This window comes from Halopseudomonas pertucinogena (assembly GCF_014646575.1).
Taxonomy (GTDB): Bacteria; Pseudomonadota; Gammaproteobacteria; order Pseudomonadales; family Pseudomonadaceae; genus Halopseudomonas; species Halopseudomonas pertucinogena.
The window spans coordinates 483,081-503,086 of the sequence record NZ_BMNN01000001.1 but is presented as its reverse complement, the minus strand read 5'-3'; the positions used below and the strand labels follow the sequence as shown (position 1 = coordinate 503,086).

Sequence of the window (20,006 nt, the reverse complement as noted above, 5' to 3'; positions counted from 1 at the left end):
CTTGCCTGCCTCATTACAGATCGAGTCCACTCTTGAATTCAAAACAGAACGCCACTGACAACCTGTTTCTGCGCGGTCATGCTTCTCTGCGAAAGACACGCCTGACGCTGCCCAGCATCCTGCTGATGCTGGCGGTTGTGCCGCTTGCGCTGACTTTCCTCGCCGTGCTCTGGTTCGGCCAGCTGCAACTGCAGCGTGACATCGCCCGGCAGGCCGACCAGGTCGGCAGCGAGCTGGCCCGGCAGATTGCCTCCGTGGTGGCCGACCCGCTCGCGGCGGAGGACACCCTGAGCCTCAACATCGTCCTCGCCCATTGGGCGCAGAACCCGATGATTGCCCATGCCAGCCTCACCGGCGCCAACAACCGCGTGGTGGCCGAGGCCGGCCGTCGGCCCGCTGCCGACAGTCTCGCTCCCGGCCAGGGGCGCTTCATCGCTGCGGTGCATGTGCAGGATGAGCTGATCGGTCAGTTGCACCTCAGCCTGGCCCGTGCACCATTTGCCGCACCCGCCGCCAGCCTGGTGGAGGCCCTGCTGTGGTGCATTGTGCTGCTGAGCGTGGTATCGGGGCTAATCGCCTGGCGTTATGCCGTGGGGGTCCGCCGTACGCTGGCCGGTCTGGGCAACTGGTATGGCGATACCGGCCAGCCGGCGCCCGGCACCGGCCGGATCGACGAGGTGGGCGACCTTGCCAGACGCCTGGCCGAGCGGCGCATCACCGACCTGCCGCCGGAGCCCGAGCCCGAGCCCGAGCCGGAACCGGAGTTCGACATCGAGCCGGAGGAGCGGGATGAGCACATCGCATCGCCGGATACCGACCCGGCCCCCCTTGATACGCCGCTGGCCGACGACGAGGTGACGGAAGATCGGGAACAGCAGGAGCAGGAAGAACGGGAAGAGCACGAAGCAGAGCAGACCGCAGCCGACCTGTCCGATCAGCTGGATCAGCTGCAGGAGCCGCCGTTGATATCCAGACCTGCCAGTACGGTGGTGGCGGTCAGGCTGGCCAACATGCAGTCGCTGCACGACCTGCCGCGGCCCCGGCTGCTGGCCCTGCTGGAGCAGTACCGCGAGTATCTCGAGCAGGCCAGTCACAGCTGGGAAGGCACGCTGCATACCCTGATGGACGGAACCAGCCTGATCCTGTTCGACCCGCAGCACCCGGACCAGCTCGGCGCCGCGCTGTGCTGTGGAGAGCTGCTGCGGGTGCTGGGCCATGAGCTGCAGCTGAAGATCGCCGACACCGGTATCAGCCTGCAGATACAGCTCGCCCTGTGCCACGCGCCCTGCCAGGATATCGAGCCGGATCAATTGCCCGAGCAGTCCACCGAGTGTGCCCAGATGCTGGCGCGGATGCAGCACAGCCGCAACCTGTTGCTGCTGGACAGCACGCTGGCCGACAGCGGCCTGCTGAACGACAAGGCGGTGCTGCGGCGGCTGGCAAGCCAGCCTGGCAGCCATTGCGTGGAGCGTCTTCTGGAGCCCTACCGCAGCCAGCTCGAGCAGCAGCTCAAGACGCTGACCCGCCCCTGAGCGGGGCGGCGTTCAGCCGCTCTGCTCAGCTCTCCACCTGCAGCGCATCCACCTTCTGGAAGCCCCGGGGCAGCTTGTTGCCTCGGCGGCCGCGCTCGCCGCGGTAGTGCTCCAGGTCCGCCGGCTTGAGGGTGAGCGTGCGCTTGCCTGCGGTGAGCACCACGCTCGCACCTTCAGGCAATACCGCCAGCCCCAGCACGAATTCCTCACGGCTCTTCACCCGGGCCGAAGGCACCGACAGGATCTTGTTGCCCTTGCCCTTGGCCAGTTGCGGCAGGTCGCGCAGCGGGAACACCAGCAGCCGGCCTTCATTGGACAGCGCCAGCACCTGGTCGGTCTCACGCCGGGTCACCGCAAGCGGTGCCAGCACCCGACCGCCTTCGGGCAGAGTGAGCAGCGCCTTACCGTTCTTGTTGCGCGATTGCAGATCGGCACCCTGTACCACGAAGCCGTAGCCGGCGTCCGAGGCCAGCAGATACAGCTGCTCGTCGTCCGGCAGCAGCACGCTGACAAACTCCGCACCCGGTGGCGGGCTGAGCCGCCCGGTCAGCGGCTCGCCCTGCCCGCGAGCCGACGGCAGGCTGTGGGCCGGCAGCGAGTAGCTGCGGCCCGTCGAGTCGAGGAATACGGCCTGCTGATTCGAACGGCCGCTGGCCTGGGTCAGGAACCTGTCCCCGGCACGGTAGGACATGCCGGCGCCATCAGCGTCGTGCCCCTTGGCACAGCGCGCCCAGCCCCGTTCGGAAAGCACCACGGTCACCGGCTCGGAGGGCACCAGGTCGGTCTCCGACAGGGCACGGGCTTCCTCGCGCTCGACCAGCGGGGAGCGGCGCTCGTCACCATAGGTCTCGGCATCGGCCACCAGCTCACTGCGTACCAGCTTGCGCAGCAGTTTCTCGCTGCCCAGCGTCTTCTGCAGCTGGTCACGCTCCTTGCTCAGCGCATCCTGTTCGCCCCGGATCTTCATCTCTTCCAGCCGCGCCAGCTGGCGCAGGCGGGTATCGAGGATATAGTCGGCCTGCAGTTCGGTGAGGCCGAAGCGCTCCATCAACACCGCCTTCGGCTCATCCTCGGTACGGATGATCTCGATCACCTCGTCCAGATTCAGGAAGGCAATCAACAGGCCATCCAGCAGGTGCAGCCTCGCCAGCACCTTGTCCAGCCGGAACTGCAGACGACGGCGCACGGTGCCGACCCGAAAGCCCAGCCACTCACTGAGCAAGCCGTGCAGCCCCTTGACCGCCGGGCGCCCGTCGGTGCCGATGACGTTCATGTTGACCCGGTAGCTGTTCTCCAGGTCGGTAGTGGCGAACAGGTGCTGCATCAGCTCGTCGGCATCGACCCGGTTGGAGCGCGGCACGATGACGATGCGGGTGGGGTTCTCATGATCGGACTCGTCGCGCAGGTCGGCCACCAGTGGCAGCTTCTTGGCCTGCATCTGTGCTGCGATCTGTTCCAGTACCTTGGCGCCGGATACCTGGTGCGGCAGCGCGGTGATGACGATATCACCGTCCTCCCGCGACCATACGGCGCGGCAGCGGATCGAGCCGCGTCCGGTGGCGTACATGTTCAGCAGGTCCCGGCGCGGCGTGATGATCTCCGCCTCGGTGGGGAAGTCCGGGCCCTGGATGTGCTCCATCAACTCGTCCAGCCCGGCGCCCGGCTCGTCCAGCAGGCGCACGCAGGCAGCGGCGACCTCACGCAGGTTGTGCGGCGGGATGTCCGTAGCCATGCCCACGGCGATGCCGGTGGTGCCATTGAGCAGCAGGTTCGGCAGGCGCGCCGGCAGCACCATGGGCTCGTCCAGGGTGCCGTCGAAGTTCGGCTGCCAGTCCACCGTGCCCTGCCCAAGCTCGCTCAGCAGCACCTCGCTGTAGCGGGCCAGACGGGCTTCGGTGTAACGCATCGCGGCAAACGACTTGGGATCATCCGGCGCACCCCAGTTGCCCTGCCCGTCCACCAGCGGATAGCGGTAGGAAAACGGCTGGGCCATCAGCACCATGGCCTCGTAGCAGGCCGAGTCGCCGTGGGGGTGATACTTGCCGAGCACGTCGCCCACGGTGCGCGCGGACTTCTTGTGCTTGGCACCGGCGGACAGGCCCAGCTCGCTCATCGCATAGACGATGCGTCGCTGCACCGGCTTGAGGCCGTCACCGATATGCGGCAGGGCGCGATCCATGATCACGTACATGGAGTAGTTCAGGTAGGCTTCTTCGGTAAACGACGACAGTGAGCGGCGCTCAACGCCTTCCAGGCTCAGATCCAGACTGTCACTCATACTTACTCTCTATTGGCGTGTTGACGCAGAATCAGTTCATTCCCGCGCTGGGTGAATTCCAGCTGTCGCAGGGCGCTCATGCCCAGCAGCACATCCTCACCGAGGATACCGGGGACGATGCCGGCACTGACATCGTGCAGGCGGATATCGCCGATCTGCAGCGTATCGATACGGGTGGTCCAGCTTTCGGTCAGGCCGTTGGCGGTATTGACCATCACCGGCCGGCCGCGCTGCAGGCCGAGCCGTTCCGCCAGGCCGGCGGGCACCGCCACGAAGGTGGCTCCGGTATCCAGCAGAAAGGTTACCGACTGGCCATTGATCTCGCCGGTGGTCAGATAATGCCCCTGGCGGTTGCGCTCCAGGCGCACCTCGACGGCCTCGCCGGTGTGCATGGACAGGGGCACCTGGTTGGGGTTGCGCCGCCGCTCTTCCAGCCCGGCAAACCACTGGGCGGCGAGCGCCAGCCCGGCGATCCAGGCCAGTACCATCATCACCGTGCCCAGCCGCCGGTCCGGCGGCGGAGTCTGGGTCATGAAAGGCGATCCGCCATCAGACCACCACCTCGGCCAGGTTGCCCTTGCTTTCCAGCCATTGCTTGCGGTCACTGGCGCGCTTCTTTGCCAGCAGCATGTCCATCAGCGATTCGGTATCGGCAAAGTCGTCGATGGTCAGTTGCACCAGCCGGCGTGTATCCGGGGCCATGGTGGTTTCGCGCAGTTGCAACGGGTTCATCTCACCGAGACCCTTGAAGCGGGTGACCTGGATCTTGCCGCGCTTGTTCTCGGCCTCGATGCGGTCAAGGATGCCGGCCTTTTCCGCTTCGTCCAGCGCATAGAACACCTCCTTGCCCACGTCGATCCGATACAGCGGCGGCATGGCAACGAACACGTGGCCGGCCTCCACCAGCGGGCGGAAGTGCCGTACGAACAGTGCGCACAGCAGTGTGGCGATGTGCAGACCGTCGGAGTCGGCGTCGGCGAGAATGCAGATCTTGCCATAGCGCAGCTGGGACAGGTCCGGCGAGCCGGGGTCCACGCCGATGGCGATGGCAATGTTGTGCACTTCCTGGGAGGCGAGCACCTGGCCGGAGTCCACCTCCCAGGTGTTCAGAATCTTGCCGCGCAGCGGCATGATCGCCTGGAATTCCTTGTCCCGCGCCTGCTTGGCGCTGCCGCCGGCGGAGTCACCCTCCACCAGGAACAGCTCCGAGCGGCGGCTGTCCTGCCCGGCGCAGTCCGCCAGCTTGCCCGGCAGCGCCGGGCCCTGGGTAATGCGCTTGCGTTCGATCTTCTTGCTGGCCTTGAGGCGACGGCTGGCATGGTCGATGGCCATTTCGGCGATCTGCTGGCCGATATCGGCGTGCTGGTTCAGCCACAAGCTGAAGGCATCCTTGATCACTCCCGACACAAAGGACGCCGACTCCCGGGAGGACAGCCGCTCCTTGGTCTGCCCGGAGAACTGCGGCTCCGCCATCTTTACCGACAGCACATAGCTGATCCGCTCCCAGATATCTTCCGGCGCCAGCTTGACGCCCCGGGGCAGCAGATTGCGGAATTCGCAGAATTCGCGGATCGCCTCCAGCAGGCCCGAGCGCAGCCCGTTCACGTGGGTGCCGCCCTGGGCCGTGGGAATCAGGTTGACATAGCTTTCCTGCACCAGCTCGCCGCCCTCCGGCTGCCAGAACAGTGCCCAGTCCACCGCCTCCTTGCTGGCCGCCAGGGCGCCGGTGAAGGGTTCATCAGGCAGGGTTGCCCACTGCCTGCAGGCCTCGGTCAGATAGTCGCGCAGGCCATCCTCGTAGAACCAGGTGGTCTTCTCGCCGGACTGGCGATCATCGAACTCCACCTTGAGCCCCGGACACAGGACGGCCTTGGCCTTGAGCAGATGCATCAACCGGTTGACATTGAACTTGGGGGTATCGAAATAGCTGCCGTTGGGCCAGAACTTGACCGTTGTACCGGTATTGCGCTTGCCCACCGTGCCCACCACCTCCAGCTCACTGACCTTCTCGCCATGCTCGAAGGCAATGGCATGGTCCTGGCCGTCGCGGCGCACGCGAACCTCCAGCCGGGTCGACAGGGCGTTCACCACCGAGATGCCCACCCCGTGCAGACCACCGGAGAACTGGTAGTTCTTGCCGGAGAACTTGCCGCCGGCGTGCAGCCGGGTGAGGATCAGCTCGACGCCGGAGACCCCTTCCTCCGGGTGAATGTCCACCGGCATGCCGCGGCCGTCATCGATCACTTCCAGCGCGTTATCCTGGTGCAGGACCACCGTCACGCTGCGCGCGTGGCCGGCCAGCGCCTCGTCGACGCTGTTGTCTATGACTTCCTGGGCAAGATGGTTGGGGCGGGTAGTGTCGGTGTACATGCCCGGGCGGCGGCGCACCGGGTCCAGACCGCTGAGTACTTCAATATCATCGGCGTTATAGGACGATTGGGACATAGGGTGTGTGAGTTTCCTTGATCATTCTGTGCAGGCACCGGCGGCCACTGCGGCGAGCCAGCATAACATCCTCTGTTGCCTCACCGCATATCAATACCCCGAGGCATCAGCCTGTGGCGTGAAGCTGCCTGCGGGCAGGCGGGCTATATCGCTTTCCATGCGGCCATCATCGTACAGACGCAGCCAGCGGTAACCGGGCGCCAGATCGTCGGTGGCGAAATCACTGCTGCCCACCGCGAACTGCACACAGGTGGACGGGCTGGCCATCAGTCGCAGCTGACCGCGCTGCTGTTCGAGCTGCTGATGGATGTGCCCCCACAATACGCCGCGCACCTGCGGGTGGCGATCCAGACGCTGCCACAGCTCGGCGGCATTGCGCAGACCCAGCGGCTCCATCCAGTCGCTGCCGATGGCAACGGGGTGGTGATGCAGGCAGACCAGCACGTGACGCTCTTGCACAGTGGCAAGTGCCTCGTCCAACTGCTGCAGCTGATCGGGGTCGAGACGCCCCCACACCTCGCCCGCCACGCTGGAATCCAGCAGCACGACGCGCCAGTTGCCCACATCCACCCAGGGATGGACCAGGCCCTTCTCGCGGCCCAGCTCGTTCATCAGCAGCGCGTTGTCATGGTTGCCGGGGATCCAGTGGCAGGGGCTGGCCAGTCGGGACACCGCCTCGATGAAACTGTAATACCCGCCCGTCGAGCCATCCTGGGTGATATCCCCGGTGGCCAGCACCAAGTCGATCTGCGGGCACTGCTCCTGCACCAGGTCGATGACGGCATTCAGCGACGCCAGCGTGTCGATACCCAGCAGGCTCTGCCGGGTGTCCGAGAAAAGGTGGCTGTCGGTCAGCTGAACCAGACAGACCGAGTCGGAGTACTTCGTGGCGTCAGACATGGCGATGGGCCTGCTCCTGAAAATTCACCCGCCATGATCGCAACACTCGCCGGTACAATCCAGTCGGCACCGCGGAGAAAACTCCAATTTTGCCAACCAGCAGCCATTCCGCCTCAGCGGTTGATCAATACCGGCATGTCGCTCAGACCGTGACGCTGGCAATACCCCAGCCACTCGCCGAGAAAATGATTGAGCTGATGTTTCTCATCCGGCTGCAGCATCTGCTCGTTGGGGTAAGGGTACACCCCGCGGAACTGGCGCCGGTTGTAGGCAGCCACCACTTCCGCCATGTTCACGTCATGGTACAGCCGCACTTCCATGCTGGGCGGCGGCAGCCAGGCGTGCGGGCGTTCATGGCTGAGCCGCAGCGTGGTGGTATAGGGGCAGCGCTCCAGCACCTGCATGAGCAGTTGCTGGGCTACACCGTCCGGCGCCTGAAGCCTGATGCAGCGCTCATCCTGCGAGTCCATGTCCGGCATCAACCGGCACAGTCTTGCGTAGTTCGCGTCGCAGATGGCCTGCAGGCCGGCCAGATCCACCCGGTAACCGGGCTTGGTCAGCGCATTCATGGCTGCGGTCCCGCCTGCGCACGCAGCGCGCCACCGTGCAGCTGCAGCCACTGCAACGCAATGATGCTCGCGGCGTTGTCGATTTCGCCCAGGGCCATGCGCTCCAGCGCCGCCTCGCGGGAAATGACATGCACGCGGATGTCCTCCCCTTCCTCGGGCAGACCGTGAACCCCGCCTGCGCCGCGGCTGTCCACCGTGGCGCAGTACAGGTGTACATGCTCGTCACTGCCGCCGGGCGAGGGAAAATAACGCGCGATGGGAGTCAGCGCGATCAGCTGGAGGCCAGCCTCTTCCTGCGCCTCGCGGTGGGCCACTTCCTCGGGGGATTCGTCGGCATCAAACAGGCCCGCCACCAGTTCCAGCATCCAGGGGCTGGCGCGCTTGTCCAGCGCCCCGATGCGCATCTGCTCGACCAGCACAAGCTGATCAAGCCACGGATCATACGGCAGCACGCACACCGCATCGGGGCGTACGAACAGCTCCCGGCGCAGCTCCCGCCCCCAGCCACCGGCGAACAGACGGTGACGCAGCGTGAGCACGTCCAGCCGGTAGAATCCCCGGAAGCCGGCATCACGCCGCACAACCTCTACGTCGTCTCGCTTGAAATCAGTCAAAAAATCAGCCCCTGAAAAATGCCCCCTGTGCCGTGGGGGTAATGCGTCTAACCTCGCATATCCCAACGGGGCGAAGCAAGGGGGCAAACGGCCGCTACACCTTCTGATACAGCTGCGAACCGGCCTGGCGGAATTCCGCCGACTTGGCCAGCATGCCCTCCTCCATCGCCAGATCCACCGCCTCGATACGCTGAGCCGCCGCGTAATCACGCACCTCCTGGGTGATCTTCATCGAGCAGAACTTCGGCCCGCACATGGAGCAGAAGTGCGCCACCTTGGCCGACTCCTTGGGCAGGGTCTCGTCGTGGAAGGCGCGGGCGGTGTCCGGGTCCAGCCCCAGGTTGAACTGGTCCTCCCAGCGGAATTCGAAGCGCGCCTTGGACAGGGCATTGTCGCGGATCTGCGCCCCGGGGTGCCCCTTGGCCAGATCCGCCGCATGGGCGGCGATCTTGTAGGTGATGATGCCGGTCTTCACGTCGTCCCGATTGGGCAGGCCCAGATGCTCCTTGGGCGTGACATAACAGAGCATGGCGCAGCCGAACCAGCCGATCATCGCCGCGCCGATGCCGGAGGTAATGTGATCGTAGCCCGGGGCGATGTCCGTGGTCAGCGGCCCCAGGGTATAGAACGGCGCCTCGTCGCAGCACTCCAGCTGCTTGTCCATGTTTTCCTTGATCAGGTGCATGGGCACATGACCAGGGCCCTCGATCATGCACTGCACATCGTGTTGCCAGGCGATCTTCGTCAGCTCGCCGAGGGTTTCCAGCTCGCCGAACTGGGCCGCATCGTTGGCATCGGCGATCGAGCCCGGGCGCAGGCCATCGCCGAGGCTGAAGGACACGTCGTAGGCCTTCATGATCTCGCAGATGTCCTCGAAATGGGTATAGAGGAAGTTCTCCCGGTGATGCGCCAGGCACCACTTGGCCATGATCGAGCCGCCCCGCGAGACGATGCCGGTGACCCGGTTCGCTGTCAGCGGGACGTAGCGCAGCAGCACCCCGGCGTGGATGGTGAAGTAGTCCACGCCCTGCTCGGCCTGCTCGATCAGGGTGTCGCGGAAGATCTCCCAGGTCAGGTCCTCGGCGACCCCGTCGACCTTCTCCAGCGCCTGGTAGATGGGCACGGTACCGATCGGCACCGGCGAGTTGCGGATGATCCACTCGCGGGTTTCATGGATGTTCTTGCCGGTGGACAGGTCCATCACCGTATCCGAGCCCCAGCGGATACCCCAGGTCATCTTCTCGACCTCCTCCTCGATGGAGGAGCCCAGCGCGGAATTGCCGATGTTGCCGTTGATCTTCACCAGGAAATTGCGGCCGATGATCATCGGCTCCAGCTCGGTGTGGTTGATGTTAGCCGGCAGGATGGCGCGACCACGGGCGAGCTCCTGGCGAACAAACTCCGGCGTGATCTCGCCGGGAATGCTGGCGCCGAAACTGTGCCCCGGATGCTGCTGGGTCAGCAGTCCGGCGTCCCGTGCTTCCTGCAGTTTCATGTTCTCGCGGATGGCGACAAATTCCATCTCCGGGGTGATGATGCCCTTTCGCGCATAGTGCATCTGGGTGACATTGCGGCCGGCTCTGGCGCGGCGCGGGGTGCGCACATGGGCGAAGCGCATGGGGTCCAGCGCCGGGTCCGCCAGGCGCGCCCGGCCGAACTCGGAGCTGAGCCCCGGCAGTATTTCGGTATCGCCCCGCTCGTCGATCCAGGCGCTGCGCACATCCGGCAGACCGGCACGCAGGTCGATTCGCACCGCCGGGTCGGTGTAGGGCCCGGAGGTGTCGTATACCAGCACCGGCGGGTTCTTCTCGATGCCCTTGTCGGTACGGGTATCGGCCAGGCTGATCTCACGCATGGGCACGCGGATATCCGGGCGCGAGCCGGTCACGTAGATCTTGCGGGAATTGGGCAGGGGTTGGGTGGCAGCGCCATCCACGCCGGACGTGGCGATGGCAGTATCAGGCAGTCGACTTGTCATTATCATGCTCCGCTGTCAGAAAAACAGGGAACCGAAGCGGCACGAGTGCCCCGCCCCATACAGGGCAGCGGGCACCGGAACAGAAGTGCACATCTCGATTCCTACGCCGGCATTAACCGGATCAGGTTCAACGGGTGTGGTCTCAGCCGCCATCTGCATGGCGGCACCCCGTCAAGATGAAGGCCCAGCTTAGAGCCTCTCCCGGCGGAGGGCAAGCCGCGCCGCGCCGGCGCGGTGGTGATAGCAGCTTGACCACTGCCCGGCGGCTCTTTAGCCTAGGCGGTTTGAATCCCCCTCCCCGTGCGAAGGACCAGTGCATGTTTCGCCCCATTTATCTCGCCGTTGTTCTGGCAGGCCTGTCAGGTCCTGTCCTGGCTCAATCCGACCTGATGACCATCTATCAGGAAGCTCTGCTGAACAGCGCTGACCTCGCGGCTGCCGAGGCGGATGCCCTGGCGCGCCAGGAAGTGCTGCCCCAGGCACGCTCGCAGCTGCTGCCCAGCATCGGCCTCGGAGCGGGGGTCGCGCGGGAGTATGTCGATGTGGACGGGGCCGGATCGGATGACTATTCCACCCACTACTACCAGGCCAGCCTGACCCAGCCGCTGTTCCGGGCGGACCGCTGGTTCAACTACCAGGCCGCGAAGTCCCAGTCCGAACAGGCGCGCATCGAGTTCTCGGCTGTCCAGCAGCAGTTGATCCTGGATGTGGCCCAGGCCTATTTCAATGTACTGCGCGCCTCGGACAACCTGGCCACCGCCCGGGCAGAGGAAGCCGCCTTTGAGCGGCAGCTGGAGCAGGCCCGTGAGCGCTTCGAGGTGGGTCTGGCCGCACGGACCGACGTGCTGGAGGCCCTGGCCGGCTTCGATGCCGCCCGCGCCACCCGCATCACCGCCACCACCAACCTGGACGTCAGCTACCAGGCCCTGACCCGACTGACCAACCGGGACCATCCCGAACTCCTGGGCATGAGTCACGAGCTGCCGATACTGGCACCGACACCCGCCGACATGCAGCAGTGGGTGGAGGCCGCCGCAGCGCAGAACCTGTCCCTGCAGGCCTACCGCCTGGCCATCGACAGCGCCACCGAGGCACTGCGCAGCAGCAAGTCCGGCTATGCGCCGGCGGTGGATGCCTTCGTGCGCTACAACGACAGCCACGGCGGCGCACGCGTCGGCGGTGTCGGCGGGCGCATTACCGGTGATACCGAGCTGACCCAGATCGGGGTGGAGATGACCCTGCCGCTGTACACCGGCGGCGGCACCAGCTCGCGCATCCGCGAATCCACCTTCCGGCTGACCCAGGCCGAGCAGGCCAGCGAAGCCGAGCTGCGCCGGGTGGTGGAGCGTACCCGCAATCTGTTCCGCACCGTCACCTCCAGCGTCGAGGAGGTAGAGGCCCGCCGGCAGACCATCATCTCGTCCAAGGCGGCACTGGACGCCACCCAGACCGGCTATGAAGTAGGTACCCGCAACGTGGTCGACGTGCTGGATGCCCAGCGCACCCTGTACCGGGCGGTGCGCGACTACAACGATGCCCGCTACAACTACATCATCGACAACCTGAGCCTGAAACAGGCCGCCGGCACCCTCAGCCCGCAGGACCTGGAAGAGCTGTCCGCCTGGCTGAAGCCGGACTACGACCCGGACCGGGACTTCATTCCGCCATTCACACCGGAAGAGATCCGCCGGATGAATATCGGCGGCAGTCAGGGCCAGCCGCGGCTGAACGAGGAACAGCGCCGGATGCGCACCTCGTTCTGACAGGACAGGGCGCTCAGAGGAGCCGCCCTATCCCTTCCAGCAACCGTTCCAGCGCGCCCTGATTGGCCTTGACCACCGCCTGCCCGGCCTCACCTGCGGCCCGGGCAGAAGCGGAGTCGTCAAGCCAGCGCCCCACCTGCGCGGCCAGCGCGTCGGCATCGGCAATTTCAACCAGCGCTCCCGCGTTTTCCAGCAGATCGCTTATCTCCAGGAAGTTGAAGCGGTGCGGCCCGGACAGCACCGGCAAGCCCAGCGCCGCGGGCTCAAGATAATTGTGCCCGCCACCGGGAATCAGCGAGCCACCGACAAAGGCAACGTCGGCACAGGCGTAGAACTGCATCAGCTCCCCCATGCTGTCACCCAGCAGCACCTGATCGGACATCCCCGGTTGCACGCCGGCGCTGCGCCTGACCAGGCTCAGGCCCGCCTGCTGCACCAGCCTGGCCACCCCATCGAAACGCTCCGGGTGCCGCGGCACCAGTATCAGCAACGCCTGCGGATGCTGCGCCAGCAACTGACGGTGGGCCTGCAGGACGACTTCATCCTCACCGGCATGGGTGCTGGCGGCGATCCACACCGATCGCCCGCCCCACTGGTTACGCCAGCCCGCTGCCCCCTGCAGCACGGCTGCCGAGGGCTTGAGATCGAACTTGATACTCCCCGTCACGGTGAGGGCGTGCTGTTGTGCACCCAGCGCCATGAAACGCTCGGCCTCCGGAGCGCTCTGCACCGCCAGCCAGTCCAGCGCCGCAAACATCGGTCGCACCAGCCATGACACCCGCTGATACCCCCTTGCCGAGCGCTCCGACAGCCGCCCGTTGGCCAGCACCACCGGCACCCCTGCCCTGCCGCACTCGGCAACCATGTTCGGCCACAGCTCGGTCTCCATGATGATGGCGATGCGCGGCTGCAGACGGCGGATCAGCCGGCGCTGCAGCCAGGGCAGATCATAGGGAAGATAGGCGTGGCCGACCTGCTCACCGAACAGTTTGCGGATCTGCTCCGAACCGGTGGGCGTCATGCAGGTGACCGTGACCGGCAGCTGCGGATAGCGCCGGAGCAATGCCCGTACCATGGGAGCGGCAGCGATGGATTCGCCCACCGACACAGCGTGTACCCAGATCCCGCCCGGACGCAGGTCCCCGCCCACGGCAAAACGCTCCGGCCAGCGTCTGGCATAGGCTGGCGCGCGCCAGGCACGATACAGTAGCCGCGCAAGAATCAGCGGCAGACACAGAATGAACACCAGGCTGTACAGAAAACGGGCCATGCACTTCTCCAGTACCGAAACGCGGCATAGAGTAGCAGAAGTGACCCGTCAGGCCGCGGACGGCTATACTACAGCCCCTTTTTACCGGCATATCGCGGAGCCCATGACTACACCCCTGCACACCGACATCTGTATTCTCGGCGGCGGCATCGCCGGCCTCTGGCTCAATGCACGCCTGCAGCAGCAGGGCTTCAGTACCCTGCTGATCGAGTCCGGTGCCCTGGGCAGCGGCCAGAGCAGCAAGTCACAGGGCATCATCCACGGCGGCACCAAATATGCGCTCCATGGCAAGCTGACCACGGCTGCCGAGGCCATCGCCGGCATGCCCGCGCGCTGGCGTGCCTGCCTGGATGGCAGCGGCGAACTGGACCTGCAGGGCGTGCGGGTGCTGTCGGCCCACCACTACCTGTGGTCCCCGGGCAGTCTGGTCAGCAACCTGGCCGGTTTCTTCGCCAGCAAGGCCCTGCGTGGCCGGGTGGATCAGGTCAAGGGCAGCGAGTTGCCGGCGGTATTTGCCACCCCCGCCTTCAGGGGCAAGGTCTACCGCCTCAGCGAACTGGTACTGGACGTACCGGATGTGGTGCGCCGGCTCGCCGAGCTCGCCGGCGACAGTCTCATTGCCGGTTCCGCAACGCTCGAGGGCGACAGCCAGAGCGGCATCACCGGCCTGCAGGTCAATGGTCGGCAGGTCCTGGCCCAGCGCTATGTGCTGGCCGCCGGCGAAGGCAACGAGGCCCTGCTCAAGGGCGCCGGCATCAGCCAGCCGGCCATGCAGCGTCGCCCGCTGCAGATGGTGCTGGTCAAGGGCGCAGCGCTGCCGCCGGTGTACGCCCACTGCCTCGGTGCCAGCCCCAAACCGCGCATCACCATCACTACCCACCCCTGTGCCGACGGCCAGTGGTGCTGGTATCTGGGGGGCGATCTTGCCGAGACAGGTACCGACATGAGCGCCGACGCCCTGATTGCCCAGGCGAAGAAGGAGCTGGGCGAACTGCTGCCCTGGGTTGACCTCAGCGACTGCCAGTGGGCAACCCTGCCGGTCACCCGCGCCGAACCGGCGCAGAGCAGCAATGCCCGGCCCGATAATGCCTTCATTCAGGCGGTCGGCAACACCCTGGTCTGCTGGCCGACCAAACTGGCCCTGGCGCCTGATCTCACCGATCAGGCAATGGCCGAACTGCAGCGTCAGGCCGTGCAGCCCCAACATGCACAACCCGCCAGTGGCCAGCCGCAGCCGGCCATAGCGGCACCGGTATGGGACACCCTGTTCAGATGAAAACCCTGCACTCCTTCCACCGCCCGCTGGGCACCACCGGCCTCACCGTCTCACCGCTGGGCCTGGGCACGGTCAAGATCGGCCGCAACCAGGGCGTCAAATATCCCAGCGGGTTCGAGCTGCCGGACGACAGTCAGGTCCGCGATCTGCTCGCCCTGGCGAGGGACGCGGGCATCAACCTGCTTGATACCGCGCCGGCCTACGGCACCAGCGAGGAGCGTCTGGGGCCCTTGTTGAGCGGGCAGCGTCAGGAATGGATACTGTGCAGCAAGGTGGGCGAAGAGTTCGACAATGGCGAGTCCCGCTTCGACTTCAGCGCCGCCCACACCCGGCGTTCGGTAGAGCGCTCACTGCAACGGCTGCACACCGACTATCTGGATCTGGTTCTCGTGCACTCCGACGGCAACGACCTGACAGTTCTGGAAGATGAGGTCTATCCTGCATTGCAGCAGCTCAAGCAGGAAGGCCTGATCCGCGGCTACGGCTTTTCCGGCAAGACCGTCGAAGGCGGGATAAGGGCGCTGGAAACGGGAGACTGTGCCATGGTCACCTGGAACCTGCGCGAGCAGGCCGAACGCCCGGTGCTGGATTATGCCCAGGCCCACGGCAAGGGCATTCTGGTGAAGAAGGCGCTGGCCAGCGGGCATATCTGCCTTGAAGGTGAAGACCCACTGACCGCCGGGTTCGAGCTGGTATTCAGCCACCCAGCCGTCACCAGCGCCATCATCGGCACCATCAACCCGGTGCACCTGCGGCAGAACGTCGAAACCGTAGCGCGGATTCTGGAGAAAAAGTAACCCTGGCCCTTCGCCCTGGCGAAGACCACAGCAAGTGGGAGGCAGGATGAGCAGAATCATTGCCCGCAGAAACCCCGTGGCGTTCAAGACGCAGGCGGTGCACGTCCAGGCCGACCCCGAAGTGCTGCGCTACACCCCCGTCGGCAACCCGCTGAGCTTCTCGGAAATGCTTGCCCTGCGCCAGCCGATCCAGGTGGATGATCCCGACCGGTTCGAATTGACCGTCGCCAACCTCGGCGTATCGGCGGATATCAACTTCGTCTGGCAGCAGCGCGAATTCCGCCTGCTGGTGCGCCAGCAACGCCCCGACCGCAACGACGAAGTCCTCAAGCTGCTGTCCGGCTACGTGCCCGCTCATGAACTGCGCCTGCCCCTGCTGACGCTGATGACCGAACTTGCCGAGGAATTGCTGCTGCAATGCGGGCCCGCCTGGCTGCCGGGCCGTTATCAGGAGGTCTGGCTGCCAACACCCTACGCCGATACCCTGCCCACCGACCCGCGACGCTGGTACAGCCTCAGCCCCCACCACAGCGCCACCCGTGCCGTTCTGTGCCGGGAGCTGAACCTGCTGGAGCGGCCCCGTGCCTACGTCCACCTGCCGACCAACTCGTTGCAGCTTGTCTACCACATGCGCCTCACACCGCCGCCCTGCCATGATCTGAGCGCACTGCACGCAGACGAAGAGCTGGATGCACGCAGCGGCGAACTCATCGCCCGTATGGACCCGCAACAGCCGGATCTCTTTCTCGCTGAGCTGGTGGACGGCACCGCCAACGGCCGGCTGTTCACCCTGAAAAAAGGTGAACTGATCGAGCAGCAGGCCGGCAATCTCCTGCTCAGCGAGGCCTTCGCGCCCCAGCCCGGCTGGGTGGTAGCCGAGTCCCACTGCGCATGGCCGGCGGGCCTGAACGGGGGTTGACCAGTTAGACCAATGTAGACTGCCCCCGGCCGGAGCGCAGGCCTTAGACTCCGATATGTTGAAATAATCCGGACGGAATCTGCATGTATAAAGATCGTATTCGTATGCCCGCGTTGCATGACAAGGTCATGGACGCGGCAGAGGCGGCATTGCTGATCAAGGACGGCATGACCGTTGGCATGAGTGGCTTCACCCGTGCAGGAGAGGCCAAGGCCGTTCCCCTGGCGCTTGTAGAGCGTGCAAGGGAAGAACCATTGAAGATCAGCCTGCTCACCGGCGCCAGCCTCGGCAACGATCTGGACAAGCAGATGACCGAAGCCGGCGTCCTGGCGCGGCGCATGCCCTTCCAGGTGGACGCCACGCTGCGCAAGGCGATCAACCAGGGCGAGGTGATGTTCATCGACCAGCACCTGTCCGACACCGTCGAACAGATGCGCAACCACCAACTGAAAACCCCCGATATCGCCGTTATCGAAGCGGTTGCCATCACCGAGGAAGGCCACATCGTACCGACCACCTCGGTCGGCAACTCGGCGAGCTTCGCCATTTTCGCCAGACAGGTGGTGGTCGAGATCAACCTCGCCCATAACCCGAACCTGGAAGGTCTGCACGACATCTACATCCCGACCTACCGGCCGACCCGCACACCGATCCCGCTGGTCAGCTCGGAGCAGCGCATCGGCAGCACCGCGATACCCATTGATCCGGCCAAGATCGCGGCGATCGTCATCACCAACCAGCCGGACTCCTACTCCACGGTCACCCCGCCGGACGAGGAAACCCAGGGCATCGCCGATCATCTGATCGCCTTCTTCAAGCGTGAGGTGGATGCAGGCCGGCTGCCCAACAACCTCGGTCCGCTGCAGGCCGGTATCGGCAACATTGCCAATGCGGTGATGTGCGGCCTGATCAACTCGCCGTTCGAAGACCTGGTGATGTACTCCGAAGTCCTCCAGGACTGCACCTTCGAGCTGATCGATGCGGGCAAGATGAAGTTCGCCTCCGGCTGCTCCATCACCCTGTCCGGTCGCTGCAACGAGCGCGTGTTCGGCAACCTGGAGAAGTACAAGGACAAGCTGGTGATGCGCCCACAGGAAATGTCCAACCACCCGGAAATCGTCCGACGGCTGGGCATCATCGGCATCAACACCGCGCTGGAGTTCGATATCTACGGCAACGTCAACTCGACCCACGTCGGCGGCACCCGGATGATGAATGGTATCGGCGGCTCGGGGGATTTCGCCCGCAACGCCAACCTGGCCATCTTCGTCACCAAGTCGATCGCCAAGGGCGGCGCCATTTCCAGCGTTGTGCCCATGGTCAGCCATGTCGACCATACCGAGCACGACGTGGATATCCTGGTGACCGAACAGGGCCTGGCGGACCTGCGTGGGCTCGCGCCGCGTGAGCGCGCGCGGGTCATCATCGACAACTGCGTCCACCCCGAATACCGCGACGCGCTGAACGATTACTTCGAACGTGCCTGCGCCAAGGGGGGCCACACCCCGCACCTGCTGCGCGAAGCCGTCGAATGGCACCTGAACCTGGAAGAGTTCGGCCATATGCGCGCCGCCGGCTGACGCCTGCGACCCTCGGATGGCCGGGAAGGAACCCGGCCGCTGCGACCTGGATCGCAAACCTGACCGCCCCGCCGGCCCCGTGGGCCACTCTGTGACCCATGCACTTCCCCGCTCCGCTTCCCTTGCTAGGCTTTGCGCAGTTCACGCACCCGGATCACCCAAGGGAACCCCATGAATGCCCGCTCCTGCGCATTGCGCATCTTCGGCATGCTGCAGCTCTGGCTGTTCAGCGCTGCGCCCGGCACCTTCGCCTCGGTCGGCGACCCCGCCCCACGCCAGACCGAGTTCAATGACCGCAACTATCAGCCCAGTCGCCAGATCAACACCAGCGCGCCGGTCCGGGCCCGGCCCCCGAAGAGCAGAGCCCGCACCGAGAGCAAGCCCCGGGACATCCGAAACAGAACCGAAAGGGTGAGATGGACCAATGGTCGCGGGGAGCTGACCGAATATCAGGTTTACTATGAATACGACGGCACGCACGTCACCTTCGCCAGTGTATGCAGCAACCATCGCAAGGGCTCGATCGATTATCGCAACTGCCGCAAGGCGGCGAAGCAGTGGTTCGCCGGCCGCTGTAACAACAGCAGCAGCTCAGGGCGGATGTATTGCCACGCGGACAACGCGTTCCGGCCCTGATGATCGCTGAAGGGGTCGTCGCTCAGCTCTGCTCGCGGATCTTTTCCACGATCGCGGTGGTGGAGCAGCTGTCGACAAACTGCAGCACCTTCACCTCACCGCCATAGCCCTGCACGATCGGCGCACCCACCACCTGGTCGATACCGTAATCGCCGCCCTTGACCAGCACGTCGGGGCGTATCTGCTGCAGCAATGCTTCGGGCGTGTCCTCGGTAAAGCTGACCACCCAGTCCACCGCCTCCAGTCCGGCGAGTACCGCCATCCGCCGTTCAACCGCGTTGATCGGCCGGCCAGGCCCCTTGAGCCGGGTGACGGAGGCGTCATCATTGATGGCAACGATCAGCCGGTCGCCCTGGGCGCGGGCTTCTTCGAGGTAGCCCACATGGCCGGCATGGATGATGTCGAAGCAACCGTTGGTGAAGACGATGCGTTCGCCGTGGGCGCGGGCATCTTCCACCGCCACCAGCAGCTGCTCGGGCGACATCACCCCGCGGCCGGCGCCCTGGGTATGCTGCACGGCCCGGCGCAGTTCCGGCGCGCTGATCGCTGCGGTACCCAGCTTGCCGATGACGATGCCCGCCGCCAGGTTGGCCAGCGCTACCGCGTTGGGCAGCTGCTCACCGGCGGCCAGCGCGGTGGCCAGCGTAGATATCACCGTGTCGCCCGCGCCGGTGACGTCGAAGACTTCCCGAGCCCGGGCCGGCAGGTGCAGCGCCGGCTCGCCCCGGCGCAACAGGGTCATGCCGTGCTCGCTGCGGGTGACCAGCAGCGCCTGCATGTCCAGCTCCTCAATCAGCGCCATGCCCCTGTCCACCAGCTCCTGCTCGTTGGCACAGCGCCCGACCACGGCCTCGAACTCACTCATGTTCGGCGTGATCAGTGTGGCCCCGCGGTAGATGGTGAAATCCTTGCCCTTGGGGTCAGCCAGCACCGGCACACCGCGCTCGGTGGCCAGCCGGATCAGCGCCTGATGATTGACCAGCGCGCCCTTGCCGTAATCGGACAGCACCATCACCCGCGCCTTGTCCAGCAGCCCACCGACCGATGCCAGCATGGCTTCGCCGTCCGTGTCGAAGGGCTCCTCGAAGTCGACCCGCAACAGCTGCTGGTGGCGACTGATGACCCGCAGCTTGGTGATGGTCGGCTGCTCGGCATGCTGCTGGAACTCGCAGTAGACCCCCGCCGCGTTCAGCCGGCGACGCAGGATCTCCGCCGCTTCATCCTCCCCCGTGACGCCCACCAGCCAGGCCGGCGCACCGAGGGCTGCAATGTTCAGCGCCACGTTGCCTGCGCCACCGGGGCGGTCCTCGATCTGGTCCACCTTGATCACCGGCACCGGCGCCTCCGGAGAGATCCGCTCGCTGGGCCCGTGCCAGTAACGGTCGAGCATGATGTCCCCCACCACCAGAACCGGTGCGGAGTCAAAACGGGGCATGGTCACTTTCATGG

General features: G+C 65.4%; 16 protein-coding genes and 1 riboswitch. Of the genes, 7 read left to right on the top strand and 9 right to left on the bottom strand.

All coding sequences use genetic code 11. From position 1 onward, the window contains the following. The first annotated feature begins 32 nt into the window (after positions 1 to 32). Positions 33 to 1,532, top strand: coding sequence for a hypothetical protein (locus IEW63_RS02310; RefSeq protein ID WP_188634972.1), 1,500 nt, complete (start codon positions 33 to 35; stop codon positions 1,530 to 1,532). 25 nt (positions 1,533 to 1,557) lie between these two features. Here IEW63_RS02310 and parC read toward each other — a convergent pair whose 3' ends face one another. The 7 genes from parC to thiC all read right to left on the bottom strand — a co-directional run bounded on the left by parC (position 1,558) and on the right by thiC (position 10,316). After that, the gene (parC, locus tag IEW63_RS02305) at positions 1,558 to 3,810 is read right to left on the bottom strand and encodes a DNA topoisomerase IV subunit A (RefSeq protein WP_188634971.1); all 2,253 of its coding nucleotides are present in this window, start codon (positions 3,808 to 3,810) and stop codon (positions 1,558 to 1,560) included. A 2-nt stretch (positions 3,811 to 3,812) separates the two neighbouring features. After that, on the bottom strand, positions 3,813 to 4,343 hold the full coding sequence (locus tag IEW63_RS02300; protein WP_188634970.1) for a retropepsin-like aspartic protease family protein: 531 nt from the start codon (positions 4,341 to 4,343) through the stop codon (positions 3,813 to 3,815). Positions 4,344 to 4,359: 16 nt separating this feature from the next. Further along, positions 4,360 to 6,255 (bottom strand): DNA topoisomerase IV subunit B, encoded by a 1,896-nt coding sequence (parE, locus tag IEW63_RS02295; protein ID WP_188634969.1) that lies wholly within the window; start codon positions 6,253 to 6,255, stop codon positions 4,360 to 4,362. Positions 6,256 to 6,345: 90 nt separating this feature from the next. Then, the gene (gene cpdA, locus IEW63_RS02290; protein ID WP_188634968.1) at positions 6,346 to 7,155 is read right to left on the bottom strand and encodes a 3',5'-cyclic-AMP phosphodiesterase; all 810 of its coding nucleotides are present in this window, start codon (positions 7,153 to 7,155) and stop codon (positions 6,346 to 6,348) included. A gap of 113 nt (positions 7,156 to 7,268) precedes the next feature. Beyond that, positions 7,269 to 7,724 carry a DUF1249 domain-containing protein gene (locus IEW63_RS02285; RefSeq protein WP_188634967.1) on the bottom strand — a complete coding sequence of 152 codons (456 nt, stop codon included), beginning with the start codon at positions 7,722 to 7,724 and terminating at the stop codon, positions 7,269 to 7,271. Continuing rightward, positions 7,721 to 8,338 (bottom strand): NUDIX domain-containing protein, encoded by a 618-nt coding sequence (locus tag IEW63_RS02280; RefSeq protein ID WP_188634966.1) that lies wholly within the window; start codon positions 8,336 to 8,338, stop codon positions 7,721 to 7,723. The genes IEW63_RS02285 and IEW63_RS02280 overlap by 4 nt, the downstream gene beginning before the upstream one ends. Before the next feature lie 94 nt (positions 8,339 to 8,432). After that, positions 8,433 to 10,316 carry a phosphomethylpyrimidine synthase ThiC gene (thiC, locus tag IEW63_RS02275; protein WP_188634965.1) on the bottom strand — a complete coding sequence of 628 codons (1,884 nt, stop codon included), beginning with the start codon at positions 10,314 to 10,316 and terminating at the stop codon, positions 8,433 to 8,435. Positions 10,317 to 10,397: 81 nt separating this feature from the next. Continuing rightward, positions 10,398 to 10,497, bottom strand: a riboswitch (TPP riboswitch). Between the two features lie 136 nt (positions 10,498 to 10,633). Between thiC and IEW63_RS02270 the strand changes: the two genes are divergently transcribed. Then, a complete protein-coding gene (locus IEW63_RS02270; protein ID WP_188634964.1) occupies positions 10,634 to 12,079 on the top strand; it encodes a TolC family outer membrane protein in 1,446 nt (481 codons plus the stop codon). A gap of 13 nt (positions 12,080 to 12,092) precedes the next feature. On the opposite strand, the gene waaA is transcribed toward IEW63_RS02270, so the two are convergent. Beyond that, entirely contained in the window at positions 12,093 to 13,349 is a 1,257-nt protein-coding gene (waaA, locus tag IEW63_RS02265; protein WP_188634963.1) for a lipid IV(A) 3-deoxy-D-manno-octulosonic acid transferase, read from the bottom strand. Positions 13,350 to 13,452: 103 nt separating this feature from the next. Between waaA and IEW63_RS02260 the strand changes: the two genes are divergently transcribed. The 5 genes from IEW63_RS02260 to IEW63_RS02240 all read left to right on the top strand — a co-directional run bounded on the left by IEW63_RS02260 (position 13,453) and on the right by IEW63_RS02240 (position 18,557). Then, a complete protein-coding gene (locus IEW63_RS02260; protein ID WP_188634962.1) occupies positions 13,453 to 14,625 on the top strand; it encodes an NAD(P)/FAD-dependent oxidoreductase in 1,173 nt (390 codons plus the stop codon). Continuing rightward, the gene (locus IEW63_RS02255) at positions 14,622 to 15,422 is read left to right on the top strand and encodes an aldo/keto reductase (protein ID WP_188634961.1); all 801 of its coding nucleotides are present in this window, start codon (positions 14,622 to 14,624) and stop codon (positions 15,420 to 15,422) included. The genes IEW63_RS02260 and IEW63_RS02255 overlap by 4 nt, the downstream gene beginning before the upstream one ends. A gap of 46 nt (positions 15,423 to 15,468) precedes the next feature. Beyond that, entirely contained in the window at positions 15,469 to 16,341 is an 873-nt protein-coding gene (locus IEW63_RS02250; RefSeq protein ID WP_188634960.1) for a metal ABC transporter ATPase, read from the top strand. A gap of 83 nt (positions 16,342 to 16,424) precedes the next feature. Next, complete coding sequence (gene scpC / locus IEW63_RS02245; RefSeq protein WP_188634959.1) at positions 16,425 to 17,921, top strand: succinyl-CoA:acetate CoA-transferase ScpC; 1,497 nt, start codon at positions 16,425 to 16,427, stop codon at positions 17,919 to 17,921. Positions 17,922 to 18,092: 171 nt separating this feature from the next. Then, entirely contained in the window at positions 18,093 to 18,557 is a 465-nt protein-coding gene (locus tag IEW63_RS02240) for a hypothetical protein (RefSeq protein WP_188634958.1), read from the top strand. Positions 18,558 to 18,579: 22 nt separating this feature from the next. Here the strand turns inward: IEW63_RS02240 and hldE are convergent, their stop codons facing one another. After that, on the bottom strand, positions 18,580 to 20,004 hold the full coding sequence (hldE, locus tag IEW63_RS02235) for a bifunctional D-glycero-beta-D-manno-heptose-7-phosphate kinase/D-glycero-beta-D-manno-heptose 1-phosphate adenylyltransferase HldE (RefSeq protein WP_188635535.1): 1,425 nt from the start codon (positions 20,002 to 20,004) through the stop codon (positions 18,580 to 18,582). Between the last annotated feature and the right edge of the window lie 2 nt (positions 20,005 to 20,006).

What these genes read in the sequence shown, in the direction of transcription:
- waaA (WP_188634963.1), bottom strand. Translation starts at nt 13,349, where the DNA reads ATGGCCCGTTTTCTGTACAGCCTGGTGTTCATTCTGTGTCTGCCGCTG.
- parC (WP_188634971.1), bottom strand. Translation starts at nt 3,810, where the DNA reads ATGAGTGACAGTCTGGATCTGAGCCTGGAAGGCGTTGAGCGCCGCTCA.
- IEW63_RS02240 (WP_188634958.1), top strand. Translation starts at nt 18,093, where the DNA reads ATGAATGCCCGCTCCTGCGCATTGCGCATCTTCGGCATGCTGCAGCTC.
- IEW63_RS02285 (WP_188634967.1), bottom strand. Translation starts at nt 7,724, where the DNA reads ATGAATGCGCTGACCAAGCCCGGTTACCGGGTGGATCTGGCCGGCCTG.
- cpdA (WP_188634968.1), bottom strand. Translation starts at nt 7,155, where the DNA reads ATGTCTGACGCCACGAAGTACTCCGACTCGGTCTGTCTGGTTCAGCTG.
- scpC (WP_188634959.1), top strand. Translation starts at nt 16,425, where the DNA reads ATGTATAAAGATCGTATTCGTATGCCCGCGTTGCATGACAAGGTCATG.
- IEW63_RS02260 (WP_188634962.1), top strand. Translation starts at nt 13,453, where the DNA reads ATGACTACACCCCTGCACACCGACATCTGTATTCTCGGCGGCGGCATC.
- IEW63_RS02270 (WP_188634964.1), top strand. Translation starts at nt 10,634, where the DNA reads ATGTTTCGCCCCATTTATCTCGCCGTTGTTCTGGCAGGCCTGTCAGGT.
- IEW63_RS02250 (WP_188634960.1), top strand. Translation starts at nt 15,469, where the DNA reads ATGAGCAGAATCATTGCCCGCAGAAACCCCGTGGCGTTCAAGACGCAG.
- hldE (WP_188635535.1), bottom strand. Translation starts at nt 20,004, where the DNA reads ATGAAAGTGACCATGCCCCGTTTTGACTCCGCACCGGTTCTGGTGGTG.
- parE (WP_188634969.1), bottom strand. Translation starts at nt 6,255, where the DNA reads ATGTCCCAATCGTCCTATAACGCCGATGATATTGAAGTACTCAGCGGT.
- IEW63_RS02255 (WP_188634961.1), top strand. Translation starts at nt 14,622, where the DNA reads ATGAAAACCCTGCACTCCTTCCACCGCCCGCTGGGCACCACCGGCCTC.
- IEW63_RS02300 (WP_188634970.1), bottom strand. Translation starts at nt 4,343, where the DNA reads ATGACCCAGACTCCGCCGCCGGACCGGCGGCTGGGCACGGTGATGATG.
- thiC (WP_188634965.1), bottom strand. Translation starts at nt 10,316, where the DNA reads ATGACAAGTCGACTGCCTGATACTGCCATCGCCACGTCCGGCGTGGAT.